The organism is Maledivibacter sp., assembly GCA_025210375.1.
GTDB lineage: Bacteria > Bacillota > Clostridia > Peptostreptococcales > Caminicellaceae > JAOASB01.
Map to the genome: position 1 here is coordinate 280,074 of JAOASB010000052.1, position 19,380 is coordinate 299,453.

The 19,380-nt window shown below is 33.9% G+C and carries 17 protein-coding genes, 1 pseudogene and 1 riboswitch; of the genes and pseudogenes, 12 read left to right on the forward strand and 6 right to left on the reverse strand.

Going from position 1 to position 19,380, the window contains the following annotated elements; all coding sequences use genetic code 11:
- The first annotated feature begins 16 nt into the window (after nt 1-16).
- The 7 genes from N4A68_18920 (at nt 17) to lysA (ending at nt 11,037) form a co-directional block, all read left to right on the forward strand.
- The gene (locus N4A68_18920; GenBank protein MCT4566373.1) at nt 17-571 is read left to right on the forward strand and encodes a TetR/AcrR family transcriptional regulator; all 555 of its coding nucleotides are present in this window, start codon (nt 17-19) and stop codon (nt 569-571) included.
- A gap of 300 nt (nt 572-871) precedes the next feature.
- The gene (locus tag N4A68_18925) at nt 872-2,047 is read left to right on the forward strand and encodes an efflux RND transporter periplasmic adaptor subunit (GenBank protein MCT4566374.1); all 1,176 of its coding nucleotides are present in this window, start codon (nt 872-874) and stop codon (nt 2,045-2,047) included.
- Nucleotides 2,047-5,142: an efflux RND transporter permease subunit gene (locus tag N4A68_18930; GenBank protein ID MCT4566375.1), complete on the forward strand. Its 3,096-nt coding sequence runs from the start codon at nt 2,047-2,049 to the stop codon at nt 5,140-5,142. The genes N4A68_18925 and N4A68_18930 overlap by 1 nt, the downstream gene beginning before the upstream one ends.
- Nucleotides 5,143-5,564: 422 nt before the next feature.
- Nucleotides 5,565-5,849, forward strand: coding sequence for a co-chaperone GroES (groES, locus tag N4A68_18935; GenBank protein ID MCT4566376.1), 285 nt, complete (start codon nt 5,565-5,567; stop codon nt 5,847-5,849).
- A 39-nt stretch (nt 5,850-5,888) separates the two neighbouring features.
- Nucleotides 5,889-7,520, forward strand: a complete 1,632-nt coding sequence (groL, locus tag N4A68_18940; protein ID MCT4566377.1) for a chaperonin GroEL — start codon at nt 5,889-5,891, stop codon at nt 7,518-7,520.
- 123 nt (nt 7,521-7,643) lie between these two features.
- Nucleotides 7,644-9,500 (forward strand): sigma 54-interacting transcriptional regulator, encoded by a 1,857-nt coding sequence (locus tag N4A68_18945; protein ID MCT4566378.1) that lies wholly within the window; start codon nt 7,644-7,646, stop codon nt 9,498-9,500.
- Between the two features lie 235 nt (nt 9,501-9,735).
- Nucleotides 9,736-11,037 carry a diaminopimelate decarboxylase gene (gene lysA / locus N4A68_18950; GenBank protein MCT4566379.1) on the forward strand — a complete coding sequence of 434 codons (1,302 nt, stop codon included), beginning with the start codon at nt 9,736-9,738 and terminating at the stop codon, nt 11,035-11,037.
- A gap of 110 nt (nt 11,038-11,147) precedes the next feature.
- Here lysA and N4A68_18955 read toward each other — a convergent pair whose 3' ends face one another.
- The 4 genes from N4A68_18955 to N4A68_18970 all read right to left on the reverse strand — a co-directional run bounded on the left by N4A68_18955 (nt 11,148) and on the right by N4A68_18970 (nt 12,731).
- Nucleotides 11,148-11,402 (reverse strand): spore coat protein, encoded by a 255-nt coding sequence (locus tag N4A68_18955; protein ID MCT4566380.1) that lies wholly within the window; start codon nt 11,400-11,402, stop codon nt 11,148-11,150.
- Nucleotides 11,403-11,422: 20 nt separating this feature from the next.
- Nucleotides 11,423-11,629 (reverse strand): hypothetical protein, encoded by a 207-nt coding sequence (locus N4A68_18960; protein MCT4566381.1) that lies wholly within the window; start codon nt 11,627-11,629, stop codon nt 11,423-11,425.
- Nucleotides 11,630-11,988: 359 nt separating this feature from the next.
- Nucleotides 11,989-12,267 (reverse strand): spore coat protein, encoded by a 279-nt coding sequence (locus tag N4A68_18965; protein MCT4566382.1) that lies wholly within the window; start codon nt 12,265-12,267, stop codon nt 11,989-11,991.
- A 260-nt stretch (nt 12,268-12,527) separates the two neighbouring features.
- Nucleotides 12,528-12,731 carry a hypothetical protein gene (locus N4A68_18970; protein MCT4566383.1) on the reverse strand — a complete coding sequence of 68 codons (204 nt, stop codon included), beginning with the start codon at nt 12,729-12,731 and terminating at the stop codon, nt 12,528-12,530.
- 247 nt (nt 12,732-12,978) lie between these two features.
- Between N4A68_18970 and N4A68_18975 the strand changes: the two genes are divergently transcribed.
- The 3 genes from N4A68_18975 (at nt 12,979) to guaA (ending at nt 16,682) form a co-directional block, all read left to right on the forward strand.
- Nucleotides 12,979-13,137: a hypothetical protein gene (locus N4A68_18975; GenBank protein MCT4566384.1), complete on the forward strand. Its 159-nt coding sequence runs from the start codon at nt 12,979-12,981 to the stop codon at nt 13,135-13,137.
- Between the two features lie 209 nt (nt 13,138-13,346).
- Nucleotides 13,347-13,448: riboswitch (purine riboswitch) on the forward strand.
- A gap of 222 nt (nt 13,449-13,670) precedes the next feature.
- Entirely contained in the window at nt 13,671-15,131 is a 1,461-nt protein-coding gene (gene guaB, locus N4A68_18980) for an IMP dehydrogenase (GenBank protein ID MCT4566385.1), read from the forward strand.
- 15 nt (nt 15,132-15,146) lie between these two features.
- A complete protein-coding gene (guaA, locus tag N4A68_18985) occupies nt 15,147-16,682 on the forward strand; it encodes a glutamine-hydrolyzing GMP synthase (GenBank protein ID MCT4566386.1) in 1,536 nt (511 codons plus the stop codon).
- Nucleotides 16,683-16,782: 100 nt separating this feature from the next.
- On the opposite strand, the pseudogene N4A68_18990 reads toward guaA, so the two are convergent.
- Nucleotides 16,783-16,923 (reverse strand): annotated as a pseudogene (locus N4A68_18990) (tyrosine-type recombinase/integrase).
- A 45-nt stretch (nt 16,924-16,968) separates the two neighbouring features.
- Nucleotides 16,969-17,703 (reverse strand): IclR family transcriptional regulator, encoded by a 735-nt coding sequence (locus N4A68_18995; GenBank protein MCT4566387.1) that lies wholly within the window; start codon nt 17,701-17,703, stop codon nt 16,969-16,971.
- A gap of 211 nt (nt 17,704-17,914) precedes the next feature.
- Between N4A68_18995 and N4A68_19000 the strand changes: the two genes are divergently transcribed.
- Both N4A68_19000 and N4A68_19005 read left to right on the forward strand, forming a co-directional pair.
- Nucleotides 17,915-18,385 carry a heme-binding protein gene (locus tag N4A68_19000; GenBank protein ID MCT4566388.1) on the forward strand — a complete coding sequence of 157 codons (471 nt, stop codon included), beginning with the start codon at nt 17,915-17,917 and terminating at the stop codon, nt 18,383-18,385.
- Nucleotides 18,386-18,407: 22 nt separating this feature from the next.
- Entirely contained in the window at nt 18,408-19,163 is a 756-nt protein-coding gene (locus N4A68_19005) for an SDR family oxidoreductase (protein ID MCT4566389.1), read from the forward strand.
- Nucleotides 19,164-19,380: the final 217 nt, after the last annotated feature.

Here is a 19,380-nt window from a genome sequence, read left to right on the forward strand (position 1 = left end):
GGAGGTTCAATAATATATGAGAGAAAGGATAATGTCGGTAGCTATAGAGGAAATGAATGAAAAGGGCCGCAGATTTACTATGGATGATTTAGCTAAACGACTAGGAGTAAGCAAAAGAACTTTATATGAAAATTTTAGATCAAAGGAACAACTAATTAGTACTGTTATGGATTTGTTTTTAGATAATGTAATGGAAAAGGATAGACAGATTATTAATAATGAAACCCTTAGTACAATAGAAAAATTAAGGGAATTAACACTTGTTATTGAAAATGAGCTGAAATATATTAATGAAAAAACTATCTATCAATCGGAAAAGTATTATCCAAAGCAGTGGAAAAAGATCGATGCATGGCTTAAGAAAAGGGCAATGATTCAAAAAGAAATTATTTATGAAGGAATAAAAAAAGGAGAACTTAGAAATATAAATCCAGATATTTTGATTAAGGTGTTAAACGAAGCAAAAAACTGGATAATCGATAAAAAATTCCTAAGGGAAAACAATTTAACTATAAGTGAAGCAGTAGGTTCACTTGTAGACATAGTTCTTTTTGGAGCTGCAAAAAAATAATAAAAATATATTAATATATAGCTATAGAGAGTTTAGGGTAAATCTTAATTTATACATAGCAAAACATCCGATGTTTCTGGGGACTTTCTGATATGGATAAATTAAAGTTTTGACTGGAATCTCTATATATTAAAGCTATATAAAATATTACTATGAATAATCTAGGTGAACACTTTTAAGCACCATTTGGATGATAAATGCTCAAGTCAAAATCATGTCATTTTGGAAGTGGTGCTAAAATTAAATTGGTACTAGGAAAACTAGAAAAGTTTTACAAGTTTTGTAATAGGAGGATAAATAATGAAAAGAAAATTAAGTATTTTTATAGCTTTAGTAATATCCATTCAAATAGTGGTGTCAGGGTGTGCTGTGGATGGTGAGATGGCAAATATGCAAGAAAAAATTAAAAAGCCTGTTAAGGTATTTGAAGCAAACAAAAATAAATACTCAGATGAAATATCTATAAGTGGAAATATTAAACCCTCTAAGACCGTAAAGGTTGCCTTTAAGGTTCCCGGGGTAATAGATAAAATTGATTTTGAAGAGGGAAGTTCTATTAAAGAAGGCAGTTTATTGGCAAACCTGGATTCTTATCAGTATAGATTAAATATGATTGCAGCCCAGTCCAACTATGAATCCTTGCAGCTAAAGGTTAAAAGTGAGATACCATCTGCCATAAATCAAGCGAAATCTCAATTAGATTTAATGCAAAAAAGACATGACAGCATTAGTAAACTATACGAAAAGGGGTCAGTATCAGAGGATAAATTAGATGAGATCAAAACAGCCCTTATAACTATAGAAAATAAATATAATGAAGCAATTAATGCACAGCAAATATATGCTAAAAAACTGGAGCAAGCTAGGGCAATGAGTGAGCTTGCGGATTCTAATCTTGCCGATGCAAGTCTCTATAGTCCCATAGATGGAATAGTCGTAAAAAAACTATTTGAGGCAGGGGAGACTGTTGCAGCTGGATATCCAGTAGTAGTACTAGGAAAACTGGATAATGTAGAAGCAGAAATAGGTGTACCCGATGAACATATAAACAAGATAAAAAAGGGTCAGAAGACAAAGGTTTACGTATATGGTGTGGAAAAGGAATATGATGGCGTTATTACAGAAATTGGAGCCATGGCCGACACAAAAACTAGAACCTTCCCCGTTAAAATAACCATAGAGAATATGGATCTAGCTCTTAAGCCGGGTATGGTAGCTAAGGCCACAATTCCCTTTGAAAATATGGAGTCTATCCTTGTTCCTATAGATAGCGTAATAAATATGCCCGAGGGGCCTACTGTATTTGTGTATTCCCAAAAGGAGAATATTGTAAATAAGAGATTGGTCACAACGGGTTCAATTGTAAAGGATAAGGTTGAGATAATAGAGGGTTTGAGTGATGGTGAGAAAATAATTGTAAAGGGACAATTTAAGCTCAAAAATAATGACATTGTTAAGGTGGAGGGAGACAAATAATGGTAAAATGGAGCGTAAATCATAGAAGTGTTGTGATGATGATATGCTTTTTTGTTCTCCTAGGTGGGATTCTAATATATGGAGATATGGAAAGGCAGGAAAATCCTAATGTAGTTGCCCCAGAAGCAACGGTACAATGTATATATCCTGGAGCTAGTCCAGAGGATATTGAAAAGTTGATAATAAAGCCTATGGAGTCAAAAATCAAGGAAATATCCGAGATAAAGCGATTAAGAAGCTATTGTAAGGATAGTATAGGTGTTATAAGGATAACTCTAAAGGATTTAAGCGATAGAAAGGTAGAAAAGGTTTGGGATGAATTAAAGAATGATATAGATGAAGTAAAGAAGGATTTACCATCTCAGGCATGGGAACCAGTGGTAAACACTGATTTGACAGAGACCTTTGGTATGCTTGTGACATTATCAGGTGATAGACATAGCTATAAAAATTTAAAACAGTTGGCTGATGATTTAAAGGATAGGTTAGAAGCTGATCCAGGTGTTAAGGGTGTAGAGATAGATGGGCAAATAAATGAGGAAATACATATTAATCTGGATATGGTTAAGCTTCAACAGTATAAGATAGCCCCTACCTTTATCATACAAGCACTTAAAGCAAGAAATGTCAATATTCCAGGTGGAAATCTAGAGATAGGTAATATTAAGATACCCGTACAAACCACAGGAGAATATAAGAATATTGATGAAATAATGAATACGGTTATACAAATCTCTGAAAGCGGAAATCCAATATACTTAAAGGATGTTGCGGACATAGTAAAGACTGAAGAGAAAAAAGAAGAGTATATAATGGTGGGTAATGAAAAGGCATTAGTTATTGGAGTGAAATATGCTGAAGGAAGGAACATGGTCAAAGTCAGTAAAAGACTTGAAAAAGTGATAAAGGACTTTGAATCTGAGATTTATGAAGGCATGAAGCTTTCCATTCTTACTAACCAGGGTTCTTATGTTGAAGAGGCAATAGGTTTATTTGAAGATAATCTTATATCGGCTATAGTTCTAGTAATTATTGTGATTTTAATTGCCATGGGAGCAAGAAGCTCTATAGTGGTGTCTTCATCGATTCCTTTAGTTATTATGTCAGTACTTGTTTTTATGAAGCTTTTTTCAATGGAGCTTCATCAGGTTTCCATAGCATCTTTAATAATTTCATTAAGCCTATTGGTAGCCAATGGGATTGTTGCTAACGATAGTATATATCTTTATATGGAAAAGGGCTTCGATAGAGAAACGGCATGTATCAGAGGAGTAAATGAAGTTCAAGTTGCTATTTTAACTTCTACACTCACAAGTATCGCTTCTTTTTTACCCTTGGCTATGATGCAAGGGGTCGCAGGAAAGTTTGTTAGAAGCTTGCCGATACTTGTTTCTGTGGCACTATTTAGTTCCTATCTGTTTTCCCTTACTATGATTCCTGCAATGGGATATACGATTTTAAGGCTTAAAGGAGAAGGCAAAAAGAAAAATGTCGTATCTAAAAAACTAGAAGAAATCTTTAAGCTTGACAGCTTTGCGAAAAGGATGGTTGATATATATAAGAACATCTTAAGTGGAGCATTGAAGAAACCTAAGACTGTTATTCTGATAGCTTTAGCAGTATTTATTGGGAGCTTAGCAGTAGTACCTAGCTTAGGAGTTCAATTATTCCCATATGTTGAGAGGGATCAGTATATAATTGATGTGGCGGTTCAAGATGGAAGTACGGCATCGGAAACTGGAGAAATAGTTAAGGAAATAGGGGATATGCTTTTAGAAGATGAGTCCGTAGAACTTTTCATGTCTAAGGTTGGCGATGGGCCATTAAAGTATTATGTAACCTTTATACCTATAACTAAAGCTAGTAACAAAGCACAATTTATTGTAAATGGTAAGAAACAGGATATAAAACGCATACAAAAAAAATTAGATGAAGATGTTACGGGAGCAAGAATCAATATAAAGAGACTTGAAAATGCATATCCCGTTGATTTCCCAATAGAGGTAAGGGTATCAGGAGATGATATCACAGAGCTTAAGAGAATTGCAAGTGAAATGAAGGAAATAATAGAAGAAATTCCAAGCGTAAAAAATGTTCAAGATAACTATGGCTTTGATTCATATAAACTGAGGATTAATGTCAACGAAGTAAAGGCCAATCTTGTTGGACTTACAAACTATGATATAGCTACTACCGTAAGAATGGCTATAAATGGACTGGAAATCACTAAATTGAAGCAAAAAAATATTGATGATGATGATATGCCAGTTTTGATGAAGATTCCCGATGCAAATAAACATAATAAAGAGGTTCTGGATAATATATTCTTTACATCGAGATTTACAGGAGAGAATATACCTATAAATCAGATTGCAACAATAGAAAATGAATTCACAGGAAATACCATTATGAGAAGAGACACCAAACGTAATATTGCAGTAGGAATGTTTATTAGGGAAGGACATAATACAGCACAGGCCCATAAAGAGGTAGAAAAGGCTTTGGGTGAGTATGAGCTGCCTAAGGGCTATACCCTAGTAGTGGGAGGAGAAAGTGAAGAAAGAAGTGAAGCTTTTTCATCAATGATTATTCCATCCATAATTGCAGTGGCTATTATCTATTTGATTCTCGTTGTACAATTTGGGGATCTAAGGGAACCACTTATTATAATGGGAACCATACCCCTTTCCTTTATAGGTGTTATTTGGGGATTAAAGCTTACAGGATACCCTGTAGGATTTATGGCTCTTCTGGGGGCTATTAGCTTAATGGGGGTTGTTGTAAACAACGGAATAGTTCTCCTTGATTACATTAAACTACTTAGAAATGAAAGTGAAAGCTTAAAAGCCGCAATAATAGAAGCTTGTGCCACTAGAATAAGACCGATAATGATCGGTATGGTAACAACTGTAATTTCATTGATCCCATTAGGGCTTACGGGGGGAAGTCTATGGGCGCCTATGGCTTACTCCATAATATTTGGAATGATAATCTCTTCTATACTTACTTTGATTATAATTCCAGTTGCATTCCTTATAGTTGAAGGAGAAAAGTCACTGATTAGAAGGTTAGTGTCCAATATGCGTAAAGTATAATAAATAGGTTATTAAAGGAATTTTTATGAAAAGATTTAAATAAAAAAAATTAGATTAAAAGCATTAGTACTTGTACTAGTGCTTTTGTCATGAAGACCTGAAAAATGTTGAAAAATAATGTTTTAAACGAAAAAATATGAAGAAAAAAGGAATGTTATTGATGCTTTATATTAATATAAATCTGAAAAAATAGAACTAAAGAGTGAAACAAAGAAAAACTAAGATAATGCAAATAATAATCTCCTAATTGGTAATAATCATTTAAAATTAATAGATATGGTAAAAAATAGCTTCAAATGAGATTTGCCATATAATTACTAATAATGTAAATTAGTATTGTGATTAGCACTCGTTGAAGGTGAGTGCTAATAATTAGGTTAGAAATTACATTTAAATAAACAAAAAAATGAGGAGGTTTTATAATGAACATCAAACCATTAGGTGACAGAGTTGTTATCAAGAAGCTAGAAGCTGAAGAAAAGACTAAAAGTGGTATAGTTTTACCAAGCCAAGCAAAGGAACAGCCTCAAATCGCTGAAATAGTAGCAGTAGGACCAGGTGGAATGGTTGATGGTAAAGAGGTTAAGATGGAAGTTAAGGTTGGTGACAAAGTTATCTTCTCAAAGTATGCGGGAACTGAGATTAAATATGACGGAGAAGAATATACTGTCGTAAAGCAAAATGATTTATTAGCTGTAGTAGAGTAATAAAAGAACAGGTATAAACTACATAAGGAGGTTAATACAATGGCAAAGGAAATTAAATTCTGTGAAGATGCTCGTCGTAAATTAGAAGAAGGTGTTAATAAATTAGCTGATACAGTTAAGGTTACATTAGGACCTAAGGGTAGAAATGTTATTTTAGATAAGAAATTTGGTTCACCAACTATCACTAATGATGGTGTAACTATAGCTCGTGAAATAGAATTAAAAGATGTATATGAAAACATGGGGGCTCAATTAGTTAAAGAGGTAGCTACTAAAACTAATGATGTTGCTGGTGACGGTACAACTACAGCTACATTACTTGCTCAAGCTATAATCAGAGAGGGATTAAAAAATGTAGCAGCCGGTGCGAACCCAATGATTATCAAAAAAGGTATCGAAAAAGCTGTTGAAGCAGCAGTTGAAGAAATCAAGAATAATTCAAAGCAAATAGAAGGAAAAGAAGCTATTGCTAACGTTGCTTCTATATCAGCTGCTGATGAAAAAATCGGTTCTCTTATAGCTGAAGCTATGGAAAAAGTAGGAAAAGATGGAGTTATTACTGTTGAAGAATCAAGAACTATGGGAACTACTCTAGAAGTAGTTGAGGGTATGCAGTTTGATAGAGGATACGTATCTCCTTACATGGTAACTGATACTGACAAGATGGAAGCAGTATTAGAGAGTCCATATATATTAATTACTGATAAAAAGATTACAAATATCCAAGAGATTCTTCCAATCCTTGAGCAAATAGTTCAGCAAGGAAAGAAACTTCTAATTATTGCTGAAGACATTGAAGGAGAAGCACTTGCTACACTTGTTGTTAATAAGCTTAGAGGAACCTTTGAGTGTGTTGCCGTTAAAGCTCCTGGCTTTGGTGATAGAAGAAAGGCAATGCTTGAAGATATAGCTATAGTAACTGGTGGTCAAGTGATTTCAGAAGAATTAGGTTTAGACCTTAAAACAGTTGAAATAGATATGCTTGGTACTGCAAAATCTGTTAAGATAGATAAAGAAAATACAACTATCATCGATGGCGCTGGAGAAACTTCAGGAATCGAAGATAGAATTAGACAAATAAGAAGTCAAATAGAAGAAACTTCTTCGGATTTCGATAGAGAAAAACTACAGGAAAGACTTGCTAAGCTTTCAGGTGGAGTTGCAGTTATAGAGGTAGGGGCTGCTACTGAAACTGAAATGAAGGAAAGAAAATTAAGAATTGAAGATGCTTTAAATGCAACTAGAGCAGCTGTTGAAGAAGGTATAGTTTCTGGTGGTGGTACTGTACTTATAAATGCTATCCCAGCTGTAGAAAAAGTAATAGAGAGCTTAGAAGGAGATGCAAAAACTGGTGCATTAATAATCAGAAGAGCCCTTGAAGAACCAGTAAGACAAATAGCAATCAATGCAGGTCTTGAAGGTTCTGTAGTAGTTGAAAAGGTTAGAAATGCAGATGCTGGTATTGGTTTTGATGCATTAAATGAAAAATATGTTGCTATGCTTGAAGCTGGTATCGTTGATCCAACTAAGGTAACTCGTTCAGCTCTTCAAAATGCTGCATCAATTTCAGCTTTATTCTTAACAACTGAAGCTGCAGTAGCTGATCTTCCAGAAGAAAAGAATGATATGCCACCGATGGGAATGGGCGGCGGAATGCCTCCAATGATGTAATAAATAGTCGATAGTTTTTAGATAATAATATATAATAAAAAGGAGTGGGATTTTCCCACTCCTTTTTAATTACATTAAATCTGTATATAATGGGAGTAGTAGGTAAGTCAAGGAGGCTATCTTATGTTTGTGGATATGGACTATATTAATCAATTTACAGATATGATGTCAGAAGGCTTTATCTTTATTGATAATAGAGGAATAATTCAAATATATAATAAAAAGGCAAAGGAAGTATTCGGAGTTATATATAACCAAGGTAAGGGTCATGAAGCAGGTAGAATCTTAAAGGGAGATATAGTAATAATAGCCGACAATAATCTAGGAAGAGACGATGGTGGACTTACTCCAGGGCATCTAAGTGTGCTAGGGATTGAAGATAATAATATGGATGTGGGTGATTCTATAATAGCCCTAGGTACATATAAGGATGATAAGGCTTCTCCTATATATAAATACATAAAAGATAAAAGTGAAGAATTTATGAGTTTGGATAGGGAGTTTTCAGATAAGAATATTCGGGTAAGTATAGATTTCATAGGAAGATCTATAAATATATCTATAGATGAAGAAACCTTTGAAATAGAATATATTAATGCAATAGGGCATATGGTGGTACTAGATGGACAAACGGGCGAAGTTAAGTTCTATCAAGCAAATGGATATACAATAAGGCGTGAAAGTATTCTAGATTTAATTATTGGCAAGGAATATATGGCAAAGGGGAAAAACCTGGAAGTAAAGGTTATCGGAAGAGATATTTTTGAGATACATGGTCATGTAGGGGCCATTAAAGAGTTCTATGAAACGGCTAAAGGAAAAAACTTTACCTTTAAGGATAAATTTATGGAGATAAATGGAAGACCAACCCTATGTTCACTTGCACCTGTAGATAGAAATGGTAAAAGAGCAGGGGCGGTTTTAAAGGTTAAGGATATATCTGGACTAAAGGAATTGATTAAGGAAAGAAATGAAGCACTTTTGAAATTAGAAGAAGTTGAGAAACAGATAAAGCAAGGGGAAAGAAATATTGATTTGTTTCCAAATATTGTTGGAGAAAGTGATGAAATAAAGGAGGTTAAAAATCTTCTTTATAAAGCATCAAAATCTAATTCCACAGTTCTATTATTGGGTGAGAGTGGTACTGGAAAGGGATTAATGGCAAAATCAATACATGAGGCAAGCAAGGTTAAGGACGAACCCTTTATTCAAGTAAATTGTGGCTCCATACCACAGAATCTAATTGAAAGTGAGCTTTTTGGATATGAAGAAGGAGCATTTACCGGTGCAAAGACCAAGGGGAAAATAGGATTCTTTGAAATGGCAAAGGGGGGAACCATATTTCTAGACGAGATATCTGAGATACCTCCTTCTATGCAGGTAAAGCTTTTACAGGTCTTGCAAAGCAAATCCTTTTTCAGGGTAGGTGGGACTAAGGAGATCAAAGTAAATGTAAGGATCATGGCAGCTACAAATAAAAATCTAGAAGCAGAGGTCTTAAATGGTAGATTTAGGGAAGATTTATTCTATAGAATAAATGTATTTCCTATCTGGATACCACCTCTAAGGGAGAGAAAGCAAGATATACATGGGATTGTATATTCCAAATTGCCTCAAATATGCAGGCTAGCTGGATATGATGAGAAGCATATATCGGGGGAGGCCTTAAAGAAGCTAAAACAATATAATTGGCCAGGTAATATTAGACAACTTGAAAATATTCTTGAAAGGGCAGTAATCCTATGTGAAGGGAATACTATACTTTCTAAGTATTTGAAAATAGAACCTAGTTATGGGGAAAACAGTGAAAATAAAGAAAATACCATGACTCTAAAACAGGCAGTAATTAATGCGGAAAAAATGATTATTATGGATACCCTTAGAATTTGTGAGGGGGATAAAAAGAAAGCAATGAATATGCTTAGGATTGGGAAAACAAGTTTTTATGATAAGCTAAAGAAATATGACATTGATATGTAGCTGTAGTAGTATAAAAATCATTCCTGGAATACGGAATTTAGTTCTAAAAAACGGATAGAAAATTTCCTTGAAAATACAATGTACAAGTTTTTCTTAAATCAATTAATCCGATAATCCGGAAAAAATAGAATATAGTATACATGAATTGCTCATTTTATAGTATGTTCATATTGGCACAATAATTGCTTGATTAATATTACAATTAAATGGATATTATGAGAAATGGGTGATTATTGTGAAGAGAAGTACTAATGGAAATGGAAACTATGTGTTTGGGGGCTTGGATACAGTAATGCTGGCCAAGGAATACGGTACACCTTTATATGTCGTATCCGAGGATATTATTAAGGAAAAATGTGAAGAAATAAGAGATAATTTCTTTTTAAAATATGAGAATGTTAAAGCAGCCTATGCTAGTAAAGCCTTTTTAAATCATGCTATGTGCAAGATTATAGAAAGGGAAGGACTGTGTTTAGACGTGGTTTCCGGTGGGGAACTATATACTGCCATAACAGCAGGCTTTCCCATGGGGAAAATATTTTTCCATGGTAACAATAAAAGTAGGGCCGAATTGGAGCTTGCGATATCAAATGACGTGGGAAGAATAGTTGTAGATAATCTATATGAGCTTGAATTAATAAATGATATAGGAAATAGAATGAACAAGAAACCAGGGGTATTATATAGAATAACTCCAGGGGTAGAAAGTGATACCCATAAATACGTTATAACAGGTCAGAAGGATTCAAAGTTTGGAATTCCCCTTGTGGATAATATAATATTTGAAGCAATTAAGCTTGGAATGGAGTATGAGAACGTTGAACTTCTAGGTTTTCATTTTCATGTGGGCTCCCAGATATTTGACAACAGTTCCCATATAATGGCGACCAAAAAAGCTATGGATTTGATAAAACAAGCTAAGGATAAATTGGGTTTTATTACAAAGGAATTAAATACCGGTGGGGGATATGGAATATATTATGCTGAGGGAGACAGTCCAAAGCCCATATGCTATTTTACCTGTGCCATAATTGAGACGGTATCTGAAAAGTGTGAAGAATTCAATTTGGATATGCCTACTATTATAATTGAGCCTGGTAGATGGATTATAGGAGAAGCAGGGATTACCCTATATACCATAGGTTCTATAAAGGAAATACCTGGGATTAGAACCTATGCCGCAATTGATGGTGGAATGCCCGATAATCCAAGACCTGCCCTTTATGGTTCAAAATATGAAGCCGTTGTCGCTAATAAAGCAAATGAAGAAGTGAAAGAAACAGTAACAATATCCGGGAAATGCTGTGAATCCGGGGATATACTTATATGGGATCTAAAGGTTCCAAAGATTCAATCGGGGGATGTTTTAGCGGTTCTTAGTACAGGAGCATATAATTATTCAATGGCGAATAATTATAATAAGGTTACAAGACCTGCCGTAGTCCTTGTAAATGAAGGATACGCTGAGGTAATTGTTGAAAGAGAGACCTATGAAGATTTGATATCAAGATATCATATTCCTGAATATCTAAAATAAGGTATATTCAAGAAATAAACTACTCATCTTACTTATTTATCTTTTTCATAGTTCTAATAAAAAAGGGTGTTTCAAAGGATAAACCATTGAGACACCCTTGTTATATACTATTATCCTTGAGTTAACTGGGACTTAAGCTGTTGCTTATCCTGTTGAGTAGCAGGCTGAGATGTAGGATAATATCCTTTTTGAGTAGCTATTTGAGCCAATTGATTTTGAAATTGCTCAGCTTCAGCCCTAAGCTGAGTTAACGCATTTCTAAGACTTTGATTACTACATCCACCTATTGAGTTAGTATAGTCTGACATACTAGCCTTTGTCATAGATAGAACATCGCATACCATTTCTTTTTCCTGCATAGCCATAGCATATACCTCCTAATTCATTATAATTTATTGGTCAATTGCTGAACAGTAGTTTGAGCTGATTGAGCCGCTTGTGTAAACATTTGCTTTATTTGACTGTCTTGGCATTTTGAAGCATAATCATTTAATTTAGCAACCATTGTTTTATGACCATCAATGATGTGCCTTAAATTTTGCAATTCCTGTTGACTAACGTTACTTAGGTCCACTTGATTTAATTGAGCCAATACAAACTCTCCTTCCTTTAAGAAACGATATTTTGGTTTACCCAAGTTTATTTTGTGATATTTGAAGAAGATATATTCTATGCATTAAATAATTATAAAGTAAAATTATGCTAAATAGTCAAATCACATAATTACTTTTTACAAAACCCATCTAATTAAATCAAAAAAGTGCAGTATGCACTTTTTCAGATTGTTGACAAAGTCAACAAGATGTCGGGTTGCCTAACAATTCGAAGTTCGAGGCGTGCTGAAACCGAGAGGCCGTAGCGTATACAGACATACGTAAGGGTTCTTGGCCTAGGCAACAACGAAGAAATTCGGGTTTCTCAACAGCCTGAAAAAGTGCAGTATGCACTTTTTTATAATAATTCATTAGACATTTCCATGAATTTTTTCTTAGTATTTTCAAGCTCCTGGGAATCTGCCTCCCTTAGTTCATGCCACCCTCTTTGATTCATAGCTTCCAATATTTCAAAATGACAGTTTTGGACATTACTTAAACATATATTTAAAGCAGATATTAGATCAAAGCAAGCCGCTTCGATGATACCCGTATTATATGTGGAGGTAACCTGTTTTTCTGACATCAATAAATCATTTAATAATTCCTTTTCACTAAAATTGTTGTCATAAGACATTTGCTTAACCTCCCTAGGACATTTTTGAATTAATTTCAAAAAAGATGAAATACTATGGATATTCGTTCCTATAGTTTAAGTTCAAAAGCAATTATCTTTAATGGAGCAAATTGCATAATTACTTTCTATAAAAACCATCTACTAAATGTAGTTTTAAAATCCTCAAAGCTATACCATCAAATATGCTTATATCTTAAGTATTTAAATCAAGGATGATATTCGCATATGCAATTGTGCCAAGTAAGAGTTATGCAATTTCCTCAATGATATGAAATTAGATAATTAAGTAGATTATTATAATTTTCTTTATGCTTATTAGAGGATTTTTGGCAAAGGTTTTTGAGTTGAGCATCATTGAAGTATGATGCATATAAATTGTACTTTCTGTTCATCATTGCTTCATAGGCTAATTGATTTTCGATAACCTTAAGGCTAGATTCATCTAGCCTAGTATTAGAATACATTTTATTGATCCTCCTTTACGAATATTTCTTAATTATAGTATTTCAAGTAAATAGATATATATTGCTTGTAAATTATGAAGAAGATAAACATAATTAGAAAGCTTGGATAATTTTTAAAATTTGAAGAAATTAAATAATTTTGGATTGGTGCAATTGCATAATGTATATGGTATATTAGATAATTTCCCATAGAAGATGATTATGCAATTTGATCAATATAAAAAATATATGTCAAAGGAGGTGCGTTATGGGCTTATTTGATAATTTTTTCAACATTTTTAGGAGCAAAAATGGGAAAAGGAATAATACTGAAAATAATAGGGATTTAACCAATATGAAGGATACCCATGTATCCTTTGGAGAAGACCCAGGAAGCATTGGAAATCCTCAAGATGAAGAAAAGTAAGATCTAAGCTCCTATGACTAATCATAGGAGCTTAGATCTTTTTAAAAAGCCAAGAAGAGGGAGCAAAACTTTACCTAGCCCCTACCACTTTAAGCTTAGAACTGCAAAAGCCTAGATCCTCGGCCCAGTAGATTTATATTTGCTAAATATTCCAACAATTATTTGCTGTATTGACAATTATAGATAAATTTGATACTTTATATAGAAATAATAAACAGAATAGTAACACTCATATAAATCCAGTAATAGGGTCTGGAAGTATCTACCAGTCAACCGTAAATTGTCTGACTATGGGTGAAATTATTATAATGCATACTGTCTTTACTTTAAGGACATGAATTTAGTATGTAATTTGTCTGCATAATAATTTCACTCCTATGGAGTTATTATGCAGATTTTCTATTTATTGATTTTAACCCGGATTATCCATGGGAGATTAAAAACTACTTTTATTTTTAAAGCTTTCTATGATTAATCTGAGTTTATATTTCGTTCATTTGCAAATAATATGAAAAAACTGGAGGTTGTGAATTATGGAGGGAAAATTAATTAAAGAAGGCTTAACCTTTGACGATGTACTGCTTATACCACAAAAATCACAAGTTCTACCTAAACAAGTAGATGTAAAAACAAGACTTACTAACAAAATAAAGCTAAATATACCAATTATGAGTGCGGGAATGGACACTGTTACTGAGGCAAGACTAGCAATTGCAATGGCTAGAGAAGGTGGAATAGGAATCATCCATAAAAATATGTCCGTTGAGAGACAAGCCATGGAAGTAGACAAGGTAAAAAGAAGTGAACATGGAGTAATAGTTGATCCATTTCATCTGTCTCCTAACCATGTGATTGCTGATGCATTAGAATTAATGGAGAGATATCATATCTCAGGTGTTCCTATAACCGATGAAAATGAAAAGCTAGTTGGGATTTTGACTAATAGAGATATAAGATTTCAAAATGATTTCAGTAAAAAAATTGATGATATAATGACTAAGGAAAACCTAGTAACAGGTAAGGAAGGTACAACATTAGATGAGGCAGAAAAGATATTAAGAAAATGGAAAATAGAAAAGCTTCCGATAGTTGATGAAGAAGGTACATTAAAGGGACTTATAACTATTAAGGATATTGAGAAAGCAATAAAATATCCAAATAGAGCGACTGATGAGAAAAATAGACTTCTAGCAGGTGCTGCAATAGGTATAACCGATGATATGATGGTAAGAGTGGCTGCTTTAGTAAAAGCAGGTGTAGATGTTGTGGTTTTAGATACTGCCCACGGACATTCACAGGGTGTTCTTGATGCCGTTAAAAAAGTTAAAACTGAATATCCAGATCTGCAAGTTGTAGCTGGTAATGTTGCTACAGGTGAAGCAACTGAAGATTTAATTAAAGCCGGAGCAGATGCTGTTAAGGTAGGAATAGGCCCTGGATCCATATGTACAACAAGGGTTGTGGCAGGAATAGGTGTTCCTCAAGTAACTGCAGTTTATGATTGCGCTCAGGCTGCAAAAAAATATAATATTCCTATAATAGCCGATGGTGGTATCAAGTATTCTGGAGATATTCCAAAGGCAATTGCAGCGGGAGCAGATTTGGTAATGATGGGTTCATTATTTGCGGGTACAGAGGAAAGTCCTGGGGAAACAGTGATCTATCAAGGAAGAAGCTTTAAGGTTTATAGAGGTATGGGATCACTTGGAGCTATGGCGGCCGGAAGTAAGGACAGATATTTCCAAGAAGATACCAAAAAATTTGTTCCTGAGGGAGTAGAAGGTAGAGTGCCGTATAAAGGTGCCCTTAGAGAAACTATATATCAATTAATAGGCGGACTTAAGGCCGGAATGGGATACTGTGGAGCTGCTACAATCGGCGATCTTAAAGAGAATGGTAAGTTTATAAGGATAACTGGGGCAGGATTAAAGGAGAGCCATCCCCATGATATCCATATAACAAAGGAATCACCAAATTATAGCTTTAGAGACTAATAGGGAGGGTTTATCATGGAGTCAAGAGAACTAGTATTGATAGTTGACTTTGGCGGACAGTATAACCAATTGATTGCTAGAAGAGTTAGAGAAGCAAATGTATATTGTGAAGTAGTTCCATATAAAAAGGCTTTAGAAAGAATCAAGGAAAAGAATCCTATAGGAATAATATTTACTGGTGGACCCGCAAGTGTATATGCAGAAAATGCACCAACCATTTCTAAGGAAGTATTTGAACAGGGAATTCCAGTATTGGGGATTTGCTATGGTGGACAGCTTATGGCAAAGCTTTTTGATGGGAAAGTTAATAGAGCCCCATCAAGGGAATACGGAAAAATTCAACTTAATATACCTAAAAATAAGGATATATTTAAAAATATTGAAGATAAATCTGTTTGTTGGATGAGTCATACTGACTTTATTGAAGTGGCTCCAGAAGGATTTGAGATAACGGCTACAACAGATAACTGTCCAGTGGCTGCAATGGAAAATAAAGATAAGAAGTTATATGCTGTTCAATTCCATCCAGAGGTTGAGCATACTCCATTTGGCAAACAATTTATTAAAAATTTCCTATATGAGATTTGTGGATGCTCAGGAGATTGGACTATGTATAATTTCGCACAGAAAACCATAAAAGAGATAAAAGAAAGAGTTGGTGATAAAAAGGTTTTATGTGCTTTATCTGGAGGAGTAGATTCATCGGTAGCAGCAGTTTTAGTACACAAGGCTATAGGTGATAACCTAACCTGTATTTTTGTCGATCATGGACTCCTAAGAAAAAATGAAGGCGATGAAGTAGAGGCAGTTTTTGGTGAGAAATTCAATATGAATCTTATCAGAGTAAATGCTGGAGAAAGATTTTTAGGAAGACTAAAGGGAGTAACTGACCCAGAGACAAAGAGAAAAATAATTGGAGAAGAATTCATAAGAGTTTTTGAAGAAGAATCTAGTAAGCTTGGAGAAATGGATTATCTATTACAGGGAACAATTTATCCTGATGTTATAGAAAGTGGTACCGATGAAGCAGCAGTAATCAAAAGCCACCACAATGTTGGTGGACTTCCAGAGGATATGAAGTTTGAATTGATAGAACCCCTTAGACAACTGTTTAAGGATGAGGTTAGAAGAGTTGGAGAAGAATTAGGAATGCCAAAGGAAGTAGTATGGAGACAGCCTTTCCCAGGACCAGGACTTGCTATTAGAGTATTAGGAGAAATTACAGAGGATAAGCTTAAAATAGTAAGAGAATCCGATGCTATACTAAGGGAAGAAATTAAAAATGCTGGCTTGGAAAGAGAGATCTGGCAGTACTTCACAGCCCTACCAAACATGAAATCAGTTGGAGTTATGGGTGACGAAAGAACCTACAGCCATGCAGTGGGTATCAGAGCAGTTACATCCTCAGATGGTATGACTTCTGACTGGGCTAGGATACCATATGATGTCCTTGAAAAGATATCAAATAGAATAGTGAATGAAGTAGATAATGTAAACAGAATAGTGTACGACATAACTAGTAAGCCACCTTCAACTATTGAGTGGGAGTAATAAACAAAAAGCCTATAACCTTTAAATATAAGGGTTATAGGCTTTTAAATTTATGCTTTGGCTCTAATTGTAAATTTTGTAGTTTTTCCGCTACTTGAGTTTACTTATTTGGATATAAGTGTGAGTAAGTGTTTAGAGTGATTTCGACTTTATCATGTCCTAATCTTTCAGCAATTAGCACAGGAGAGAAGCCTAGTTCTATGAGCAGTGAAGCATGAGAATGCCTTAAGTGTATGCGTAGGAATGCAAAAAATCTGTGCTAGAAGGAAAATAAAAACTCCTATGTTTAAATAATTTGTTTAAGAAAATCAGATATTTCTTTAAATCTATAGGATATTTTTCTACTTAGCTGTTCATTATATCTGTGATTTGGAATAACAATACTTATAGCACCGATAGCTATGGATTTTGAGTTTATTAATGGAGAAGCCATACAGTAAAAGTCATTTTCAGGTTCAAACTTTATATAGAATCCATCTTGTTTTATTTGATTAAAAATATCCATAAGTTGAGGAGTCTTTTTATTCATTGATTCCTTATTACTAAATCCTTGCATGAATTTCTCTAAATTAGGTTTCGAAAGGTGAGCAAGAATTACAAGACCTATTGCAGAATCATAAGCCTTTTCAACTGTTCCAACCATGGAAGTAAGCCTTAGCGGATGCTTAGATTCCACCTTGTCAATATAAAGAATTTTATTTTCAAAGGGAATGGCAAGATGAACCGTTTCACTAAATTCATCAGCTAACTTTTCTATATAGGGGTGAACAGTATCGATAAGAGATACATCGGCCTCATAAATCTTTCCCATTTCAAAAAGCTTTGCACCTAAATGATATTTACTATTTTCAGGATTTTTATGTAGAAATCCTCTATACTCTAATGTGGAAATTATTCCATGCAATGTGGTTATTTTTATATCAAGAGCTATACTTATATCTGTTAAAGTAAGCTTTCCATTTTGCTTTGATACATGTTCAAGGACAAATATTGCCTTATCTATAGATTGGATAGTTTTCATATTTCCTCCTAAATTTTTATCTTATACTTTTAAAAGAATAATGTAATCCTAGTATAGCATAAAGAACAAGGGGTTTCAATATAACCGACTTGTATTCGATAATGACAAAAAACCGTTGACGGAAAGAAAAGTAAATGGTATTATAACATTGCATTATTAATGAATGTTGTTCGCTAATAACGAAATCATGAAATGTGAGAGGAGACAAAATATGAATCAAATAATGAAGGATTTACTAAAATTAGAAGAAGAATTTCAATTCACTAAATTTTCAAGTGAGGATGCATTAAATCTAGGATTGACATTTATAAAAATAGCAAAAGGATTAGATGAAGGAGGTATAGGCATCAAAATTGAGAGAAATAGACAAGTATTATTTTCCCATCTAATGGATGGAACAATGGTAGAGAATGCATACTGGTATGATAGAAAGAAGAATGTTGTAGATAGATATAATCACTCATCTAAGTTTGTTGAGGAAATGTATAAGGATATGGGAACAACTTTTGATAAATCTAGTCTTTTAGATCCTAAAAAATTCCAAGCAGTTGGAGGATCGTTCCCATTAATAATCAAAAATGTTGGAGTTGTAGGTTCTATTACTGTTTGTGGATTGACTGGGGAACTAGATCATAAAGTATGTATTGATGGAATCAAAGAATTCTTGAATGACAGGAAATAATATTTTAGAAGGGATGAATATCATGTCAAAAAGAGTATTGATAACTGGTGGAACATCAGGAATGGGGCTTAGTGCAACTAAACTTTTCCTTCAAAGAGAATGGAGAGTTATGGTTGTAGATATTAATCAAGAAAAGGGAGAAAAATTGATTGAAGAGCTTAAAGAACAAGGGTTTCAGGAAGTATACTTTTGTAAATGTGATGTCACAAAGGATAGTGAAGTAAAGGCACTTTATGATTATACCCTAGAAACATTAGGTGGAATTGATAGTGTCATTAATAACGCTGGTATTTGGACTGGTGGAATGCTTCATGAAACCAAGGAAGAAGATTGGGACAAGATATTTAATGTTGATGTAAAGTCTATATATTTAACTTCAAAATATTTTGTACCCTATCTGATTAAAAATGGTGGAGGAACTATAGTGAATACAGCTTCAGTTTCAGGTATGCTTGGAGATTACAATATGGCAGCATATAATGCAGCAAAAGGTGCTGTTGTAAATATGGCTAAAGCTATGGCACTTGACTATGGAAAATACAATATTCGTGTGAATAATGTTTGCCCTTCAGCATGTGCAACACCTATGTTTTTAGCAAATTCACAGGAAGTTATAGATATGTTTAACGAAGCAAATCCACTTAAAAGAATTTGTACTCCAGATGAAGTAGCGAAAGCCATGTATTTTTTAGCATCCGAGGATTCAAGTTCATGTAATGGTGTTAATTTGCCAATCTCAGGGGGACTTGACATACATACAGGTCAACCAGTACAGTAGATTGTGAGAATATCTGTTTTAGTATACTTATATCTTAAGCAGTTAAATCAATGATGATATTCCCATATTAGGCTTATCCAAGTAAGAGTCATGCAATTTCCTCAGTTATCAAATTTTTTTATTAAAAAAAAGGAAAAACAATTACTAAATTGAATTAATTACAAAGGATTATATAGGGAGAAAAGATACTAATGTCTCCTCGGTTTGAGAAACTTTT